The sequence below is a fragment of the bacterium genome, from assembly GCA_035281585.1.
In the GTDB taxonomy this organism is placed as follows: domain Bacteria; phylum UBA10199; class UBA10199; order DSSB01; family DSSB01; genus DATEDP01.
This window is the reverse complement of record DATEDP010000068.1, coordinates 1-7,408: the sequence shown is the minus strand read 5'-3', so window position 1 is coordinate 7,408 and position 7,408 is coordinate 1. Positions and strand designations below refer to the sequence as shown.

Sequence of the window (7,408 nt, the reverse complement as noted above, 5' to 3'; positions counted from 1 at the left end):
TTCGTCAAGTCGGGCGGATGGCGGGGAGGCGGCGGGAAATCCGGCGCCTGGGCGAAAGCGCCGGAGATCCCCGTCAGCAGCGGCAGGAAGGCCAGCAGGGTCTTGAGGGTTAGGGGTTTAGACATTCTTTCCTCCTTATTCGGATTCGGGAGCGGGACCGCCGGGTTTTGGCGCCCCATCGACCAGCTGCTGGAGCAACTCGGAGAGCGGAACACCCTTACTCTCGGCGAAGCTATTCAAGGCTGCCGGAGCTTGGGCTTCCAGTGCCGAGAGGTCGAGGGTCCCGTCCCGGGAATTCTCCATCAAAGTTCTCATGAAGTCACCGATCTCCCTTCGGCCGGCCTCGTCCAATCCTTGGGATTCGAGAAAGCTATGTAGCTCGCCGTGGATTCCGTCTCGAGGTGGGCCCGGGGGTCGGTGCTTGGCCATCTCGACGCCGCCTTTGATGACGTCCTCTACCGAGAGGCCGTTTTCCTCGGCGAAACGCACCAAGGCTTCCGGCGCCTCGGCGGCCAGGGTCGAAAGGGTTTCGTCGTCGAGCTCGCCGCCTTGAGCGGCGTCGAATACTTTTTTATGGAAGTCACGGACCTCGCCTCGCTCTTCTTCGCTGAGACCCTTCATGAACTCCATGAATTTGCGGGGATTGGCTGCTTCGGTGTTTCCGGAGTTTAACTCCTCGATCATTTGATCCAAGTCGCCCGCCGAAACCTCGGCGGGCGACCCGGTAGAAGAGGGGGATGAACTGCGTTCGAAATAGGATTGGGGATTGCCGCTCCCGATAGTAGCGGGGCTCGATTCGCTTTGAACCAAACTTTTCGCAGAAGGGCCGCTTGTTTCGGTGCTGGAAACCTGGGGTGGGGAATAACTCTGAATTTTCATCTCGCCTCCGTCATGGCCAGGCCTGAATTGGCCTTGTACCCGAAAGGACGGAGGCGGGGTCGGGAAAGTTCCCGATCCCCCCTGAAATTATCTTATTTCACCGGGGGCTTGCCGCCGTCGGCTTGGCGCTGGCGGATTTCGCGCATTTTCTTCCGTTGCGCTGGGGTCAGGATCTTGCGGATCGCCAGCGATTGCTCGAAACCGGCCTTGGCCATGTCGTCATGAGCCTGCTGGTAGTTCTTGAAAAGGTCGCGGAGCTTGGATTCGTCCTGATCGGCGTCCATGCCTTGGTCGAGCTTGGTGCGGGCGTCGCGGACCGCTTGAGCCTTCTGCTCGAAGACCGGGCCGAAGGAGTTTTGCGAAGCTTGAATTTCCTGCTTTTGCTTGTCGCTCAAGCCGAGGTCCTTGAAGACCGGCGAATCGACGATGCTGGGAGGAGGGCCCTTGGGGTCTTGGGCCAGGGCCGGGGCGGCGCAGGCGAAGAGGGCGGCGGCGATCAGAAGACTGCGAAGGGAACGGCGGTTGAAAGACATATTGTCTCCTCCAAAGGGTTGATGGATGCGGCTTCTTAACAAGTTTGCACGCCCTTGCCCATCGAAAGGTTGGAAAAGAAATCTTGGGTTCCTCGGTTGACAAGCCCAGCCGGGCTTAGTAGCCGGGGGCTGCCGCGGCCCCGAGGGCAGGCGGCCCCACAAAATTATCGAGGAATTCCGTGGCTTTCAAGAAAGTCGACCATGTCGCCATCGCCGTCCCCAACCTGGAGGACGCGATCAAGCTCTACCAAAGCCTGCTCGGCAAGGGACCGGAGCATATCGAGGAGGTCGCCGACCAAAAGGTCCGGGCCGCTTTCTTCGGCATCGGCGAGACCAATGTCGAGCTGCTCTTCCCGACCTCGCCGGACAGCCCGATCACCAAGTTCCTGGAAGAGAAGAAGGGCCGCGGCGGCCTCCATCACATTTGCATCGAGGTCGATGACATCCGAAAGACGCTGGAACAGCTCAAGGCCCAGGGCGTCCAGCTCATCGACCAAGTTCCGCGCCGCGGCGCTCATGGCAAGTGGATCGCCTTCGTTCATCCCAAGGCCAGCAACGGCGTCTTGATCGAGCTTTCCCAAGAAGGCCAATTGAGCAATTAGGAGATTTTGATGAAGAAGATTTCGTCGCTCGCCGCTTTTGCCCTCACCCTAACCCTGACCGTCTTGGCCCAAGCGGCGGCGCCCTACCAGCCCAAGAACCAAAGCTATAAGATCCAATTCCCCGGCGCGCCGACCGAGCAGGTGGATAAAAGCCAGTCGTCGGCCGGCGAATTGAGCAGCGTCAACGCGATCTACGAAACGGCCAATGGCGCCTACGTCTCTTCCTATACCGATATCGGCGATGCCTGCCAGAAGCGGAAAGTCGACGTCCAAACCGTGCTGAAGAATTCGCGCGAGGGCGCCTTGGCCGCCAACAAGGCCAAGCTCATCCGGGAGAAGCCCTTGCAGACCGGCGGCATCGCGGGGACCGAGTTCCTGGCGAGCATCTCCGAGAAGGGCGAGAAGGGCGTGATCCTCCACCAAATTTTCTTTTCCGACAAAACTTGCCGAATTTACCAGGCCATCGTCACCGGCCCCGAAGGCATTGAATCCAAGCCCGAAACCACGGCTTTCTTCGCCTCTTTCGAGGGCATGAAATAAGCTTCATTTCCATTTTTTAGGAGATCCCATGTCGAAGAAACACCCCAACGAAGCCCTTTTCGCCGGCGAGAAGCCCTTCCCGATCATTCCGGCCTGCGAGCATTTCGCCGGCAGCGAGAAGCTGATCACCAAGGCGATGGAACTGCAAAACACCAAGGGCGGCGTCTTCGACATCACGATGGACTGCGAAGACGGCGCGCCGACCGGCAAGGAGAAGGAGCACGCCGAGATGATCGTCGGCATGGCCAAGGGCCCGCTCAACAAATACAAGATGGCCGGCGCCCGGATTCACGACTACACCAATGCCTACTGGAAGCAGGACGTCGACACCCTGGTCGGCGGCGCCGGCAACGAGCTGGCTTACATCACCATCCCCAAGCCGACCGCGGTCAGCCAGGTGAAGGAGATGATCGGCTATATTCAAGAGGTGGCCAAGAAGGGCGGCGTGAAGCGCGAGATCCCGATCCATGTTCTGGTCGAAACTCACGGCGCGTTGAAGGATGCCTTCGAGATCGCGGCCCTGCCTTGGATGCAGGTCCTCGACTTCGGCTTGATGGACTTCGTCTCCGGCCACCACGGCGCGATCCCCGATTCCTGCATGCGCTCGCCCGGCCAATTCGAGCACGCGCTGATCTTCCGGGCCAAGGCGACGGTTTGCGCCGCCGCGCTGGCCAACGGCATCATCCCGGCTCACAACGTGACGCTGGATCTCAAGGACGCCGAGAAGACCAAGGCCGACGCCCTTCGGGCCCGCAATGAGTTCGGCTTCCTGCGGATGTGGTCGATCTATCCCACTCAAATCGACGCCATCGTCGCCGCGATGATGCCCGATCACTCGATGATCGAGAAGGGCAGCCAGATCCTGCTCGCCGCCCAAGAGGCCAACTGGGGTCCGATCCAATTCGAAGGCGAGCTCCACGACCGCGCCACCTACCGCTATTACTGGGAGCTGGTGCAGTCGGCCAAGATCGGCGGCCAGAAATTGCCGGAGGCGGCCGAGAAGGCTTTTTTCGGTTAAAAATCCCCCCCTTTGAAAAAGGTACGCAAGGTCCGGCTTTGCCGGACCGCGCAGCAAATTCGCAGAATTTGCGAAGTCTAACACCAGGGGGGATTTGAAATCCGTTGCAAGCAATCGAGCTCGCTTCCGGGCTTTTTCTCCCAGCGATCGCTTTAAATCCCCCTTGATCCCCCTTTTTCAAAGGGGGAAATCAAGAATTCCCAAAATCCTGCCGGAAGTGCTAGCACTGCTCCCGCTCGGGTCGAAGATGGGAGACAACGATGAAGCGAGAGCTCTTGGCCCTGGCGATGTTGGGAATCGCGGCTTGCGGATCCGGCAACGGCTCCGGAGGAAATCCCCAACCTGAAGACAACGGGAGCCTTGACGAGGCTCCCGCCGGCAAGCCGCCGGCCCTGAAGATCGATTGCCGGCATTTCGGGAGCGGCCGCGACATCCAAGTCGGAAATCCCCAACCCGAGTCGGGCCCCGCCATCCTCCAATTCGCGAGCCTCGGCGAAGTCGATTGGAATCAACTGGCGGCCGGCGACACCGTCCGCATCTTCTGGCGCTCCGAGCCTTACCGGGAAAAAATATTGATCCGCGGCCAAGGAACCGCCGAGCAGCCGATTCGCCTTTGCGGCGTTCCCGGCCCCGCCGGCCAATTGCCGGCGATCAGCGGCCAGGACGCGACCAGCCGTCCCGACCTCGACTTCGGCGACATCCAATACGGCATGGAGGATTTGGGCGTCGTCACGATTTACCATCGCGATTATTATCAGCGTCCCGAGCATATCGTGATCGAGGGCCTGAAAATCACCGATACCCTCGGCGGCGAGGGCAGGGTCGACGAGGACGAATTTCATTACACTGCGACCAATGGCCAGTACCGGCCCTACCTGGGCGGAGCCTCCTGCCTGAGGGTGCAGGAAGGCCGGGCCATCACCGTCCGGGGAAACGAGCTCAGCAACTGCGGCAACGGCCTCTTCATCCTCAGCCGGCCGCCCGAATCCCAGATGGCCCGGGATATTTTGGTCGAAGGCAACAGCATCCACGGCAACGGGGCGACCAACAGCTATCTGATGCACAACGCCTATCTTCAAGGCGTCGATTTCCTGGTGCAGGCCAACCGCTTCGGCGAAGGCCGCCCCGGGTCGATGGGCGGCAACCTCAAAATGCGGACCGCCGGCGACGTCGTCCGCTATAATTTCTTTGCCAAGGCCGCTCGGATCCTCGACTTCGTGGAGGTTCAGGATCACGCCGAGCTGGTGCTTCCTTGGCGTTTCGCCGAATACCAGGCCGGCGGCGGAGAAGTGAGCGCGGGCGACGAGGAGCGGGTCGCAGCGGCTTGGGCGGCCTACCAAAAGACCTACGTCTACGGGAACGTCATCCTCAATCAGGGGCCCGGCGCCTCCGGCAGCGTCGTGCATTATTCCTACGACAACGTCCAGGAAGACCGCCGGCCGGGAACGCTCTATTTCTACAACAACACGGTCGTCCTCTTGGGAGATTTCGAGGAGCAGGCGCTTTATCAATTGGTGGATCAAGGGCCTTGGTACGGCAATTCCGAGCCTGGGTTCCCCAGCGGCGAGGAAAGCTTCGCGACGGTTCGGGCCTTCCATAACGTGATCTACTTGGGCGCGCTCTCTTCAGGGGCCCAGCGATCCTATTTCGAGTTCACCCGGTTTCGCCCCGACAAGCTGGATCTGGCTCTCGGCGAGAATTGGATTTCGGGCGGGTGGGACGAGGCCATTCCCGGCTATGGCCAGGCCTTTCCGGGATTTGGGAACCGCTGCACCCAATACGACGATTGCACCGATGACTCGGCGACCTATCCCGGAGGGAACGCGACCCATCACGTCGTGGGGGCTGCCATGTTGCGGGAGGGCACCGCGGCGCCGATCGATCTCCAGACTTATCTTCCCTTGCCGGGCAGCGCCCCATTGGCCGGAAGCGCTTGGCCGGGCGAACTGAGCGAGTCCTACCAGCCCCATTATCAGATCGATCCCGCCAGCGGCGCGATTTCGGCGCGGCCTTCCTTGGCCACCTTGGGTGCATGGGAGGCGTCGTTTTAGAAAATCCCAAAATTACCCCCCCCCCTTTTTCAAAGGGGGGTAAGAACATAAAAAGAATTTTTCAGCGCCGACTACGATAAACCCGAAATATTTAAATGGTACCGCGTGTGTTTCCGCTCGCCGGTCCGGCGCAGCGCGCCCATCTCGACCAAATTCTGTAAGTCTCTCGTCGCCGTGGCCCGGGAGGTCTTGGTGATGGCGAGGTAATTCTCGGCGCTGAGGCCGCCGCGGAAACCGTTCGGGCCTTCGCGGAACATTCTTTCCAGTGCTTTCTCCTGGCGCGGGTTCAGGCGACCGCCCAGCCTCTGGTAAAGCTTTGCCTTCTCGACGATGAAATCGACTAGGCTTTGAGTGGCGCTTTGCGCCTTTAAAACGATCTTCGCGAAATACACCAGCCAGTCGGTGATTTCGGTGTCTTTGTTGTTCCGTTCCAGGCTTTGGTAATAGGCCTTCCGGTCGGCCTCGATGGTTTGGGAGAGCGCGATGAGGCTGGGCTGGCCTAGGGCCTGGGAAAGCGCTTTTTCGGCGATGGCTCGACCGATCCGCCCGTTTCCGTCTTCGAAAGGATGGATCGATTCGAAATGGAGGTGAGAGATTCCGGATCGGGTCAGGGCGGAAAGCGGGGCCTTCCCTCTCGGCGCCGTGTCGTTGAACCAAGCCAAGAATATCGCCATTTCCCCCGGCACTTTTTGCGAGGGCGGCGCTTCGAAATGAATTTTGGGATTGCCCACCGGGCCGGAAACGATTTGCATCGGTTCGTCGTGGCTTCGATAGGTCCCGATGCTTCCCAAGTCGCGGCGCCCTTGGGTCAGCATGCGGTGCCAGCTAAAAAGCTGATCGTGAGTCAGGCTCTGATCCAAGGTCTGACAGAGATTGACCATCAGCTCGGCGATCCCCTGTTCCGCCGGTCGGGCTTTTAGAGCTTCGCCGTCGATGCCAAATTGCCGGCGGATGGAGGATTGAACGCTGTCGCGCCTCAGGATCTCACCTTCGATCTCCGAAGTCTTCACGGCCTCGGTGCTGAGGAAATCGACCGTCAGGCGGGATTTTTCCTCGTCGCCGACATGGCGCAAGGTCCCTTGAAAAAGTCCCGATTGGCGGAGGAATTCCGCTTCCAAATCGGCCAATTCTGCTTGCCTGAAACTGAAATTAGGCCAGGAAGATTTTTGCCAGTTCCATTTCATGAGCGATAACAGCTCCCTCTATAGCTCATATTAAAGCTAATTTATGAGTTATAAAAGGGAATTCTATCGCTCATCCAAAACCGATTCTGGACTGATTGCCGAGTGTTTTTACCTCTCAAAGTGAGAACTTTTTTACAATCATATATTATTTAATATTATGATTTTACTTAACAATTTAATATTAATTATCTGGCCTTTGCCTTGCATTGGATCTTCCCTTGGAGAGGTATATGTCCGAGGGGAAGACCTACAATCGGCCGCGGTTTGACGGGGTGAGTTTCTATCTTCCGCCGGAAGGGGAGAAGGACATCTTCTCGATCGCCGGCGGGACCGACGCGAACGGGATCTCGAGCGAACATCGGCGGTATCGGGACGAGCTGAAGAAGCTCTTGGGGCCGATGGTGCCGGCGCTTTTGCGGGATGGCTGCGGGGCTTTGGATCTTAGTAAACTCAAGGTTCAGGATTTTGCGGAATTCAAAGCGTTCCTGCAGCGCCAAGCCGAGCTGAACGACGGCAAATCTTTTCAGAACCCCTACCGGGATCTGCTCGAAGACGAAAACTTCGAGCCTCTGCTTAAATTACTCTACCAAGAGATCGATTC

Annotated in this window: 8 protein-coding genes; 5 read left to right on the top strand and 3 right to left on the bottom strand. The window is 58.9% G+C overall.

The window, feature by feature from the left end:
- Positions 1 to 135 precede the first annotated feature (135 nt).
- Together VJR29_05115 and VJR29_05110 are read right to left on the bottom strand one after the other, a co-directional pair.
- Positions 136 to 684 carry a hypothetical protein gene (locus VJR29_05115; protein HKY62782.1) on the bottom strand — a complete coding sequence of 183 codons (549 nt, stop codon included), beginning with the start codon at positions 682 to 684 and terminating at the stop codon, positions 136 to 138.
- Positions 685 to 971: 287 nt separating this feature from the next.
- Positions 972 to 1,412: a periplasmic heavy metal sensor gene (locus VJR29_05110; protein ID HKY62781.1), complete on the bottom strand. Its 441-nt coding sequence runs from the start codon at positions 1,410 to 1,412 to the stop codon at positions 972 to 974.
- Between the two features lie 179 nt (positions 1,413 to 1,591).
- Between VJR29_05110 and mce the strand changes: the two genes are divergently transcribed.
- The 4 genes from mce to VJR29_05090 all read left to right on the top strand — a co-directional run bounded on the left by mce (position 1,592) and on the right by VJR29_05090 (position 5,623).
- Complete coding sequence (gene mce / locus VJR29_05105) at positions 1,592 to 2,014, top strand: methylmalonyl-CoA epimerase (GenBank protein ID HKY62780.1); 423 nt, start codon at positions 1,592 to 1,594, stop codon at positions 2,012 to 2,014.
- A gap of 9 nt (positions 2,015 to 2,023) precedes the next feature.
- On the top strand, positions 2,024 to 2,554 hold the full coding sequence (locus VJR29_05100) for a hypothetical protein (GenBank protein ID HKY62779.1): 531 nt from the start codon (positions 2,024 to 2,026) through the stop codon (positions 2,552 to 2,554).
- 28 nt (positions 2,555 to 2,582) lie between these two features.
- On the top strand, positions 2,583 to 3,572 hold the full coding sequence (locus tag VJR29_05095) for an aldolase/citrate lyase family protein (GenBank protein ID HKY62778.1): 990 nt from the start codon (positions 2,583 to 2,585) through the stop codon (positions 3,570 to 3,572).
- Between the two features lie 260 nt (positions 3,573 to 3,832).
- Positions 3,833 to 5,623, top strand: coding sequence for a hypothetical protein (locus tag VJR29_05090; protein ID HKY62777.1), 1,791 nt, complete (start codon positions 3,833 to 3,835; stop codon positions 5,621 to 5,623).
- A gap of 71 nt (positions 5,624 to 5,694) precedes the next feature.
- Here VJR29_05090 and VJR29_05085 read toward each other — a convergent pair whose 3' ends face one another.
- Entirely contained in the window at positions 5,695 to 6,807 is a 1,113-nt protein-coding gene (locus VJR29_05085) for a Fic family protein (protein HKY62776.1), read from the bottom strand.
- Between the two features lie 230 nt (positions 6,808 to 7,037).
- Between VJR29_05085 and VJR29_05080 the strand changes: the two genes are divergently transcribed.
- The coding region (locus VJR29_05080; protein HKY62775.1) for a hypothetical protein at positions 7,038 to 7,408 on the top strand (371 nt) is incomplete at its 3' end.

Bases quoted from the DNA above. Each gene is read 5' to 3' on its own strand.
- VJR29_05095 (HKY62778.1), top strand. From the start codon at position 2,583: ATGTCGAAGAAACACCCCAACGAAGCCCTTTTCGCCGGCGAGAAGCCC.
- VJR29_05100 (HKY62779.1), top strand. From the start codon at position 2,024: ATGAAGAAGATTTCGTCGCTCGCCGCTTTTGCCCTCACCCTAACCCTG.
- VJR29_05115 (HKY62782.1), bottom strand. From the start codon at position 684: ATGATCGAGGAGTTAAACTCCGGAAACACCGAAGCAGCCAATCCCCGC.
- VJR29_05090 (HKY62777.1), top strand. From the start codon at position 3,833: ATGAAGCGAGAGCTCTTGGCCCTGGCGATGTTGGGAATCGCGGCTTGC.
- VJR29_05085 (HKY62776.1), bottom strand. From the start codon at position 6,807: ATGAAATGGAACTGGCAAAAATCTTCCTGGCCTAATTTCAGTTTCAGG.
- VJR29_05110 (HKY62781.1), bottom strand. From the start codon at position 1,412: ATGTCTTTCAACCGCCGTTCCCTTCGCAGTCTTCTGATCGCCGCCGCC.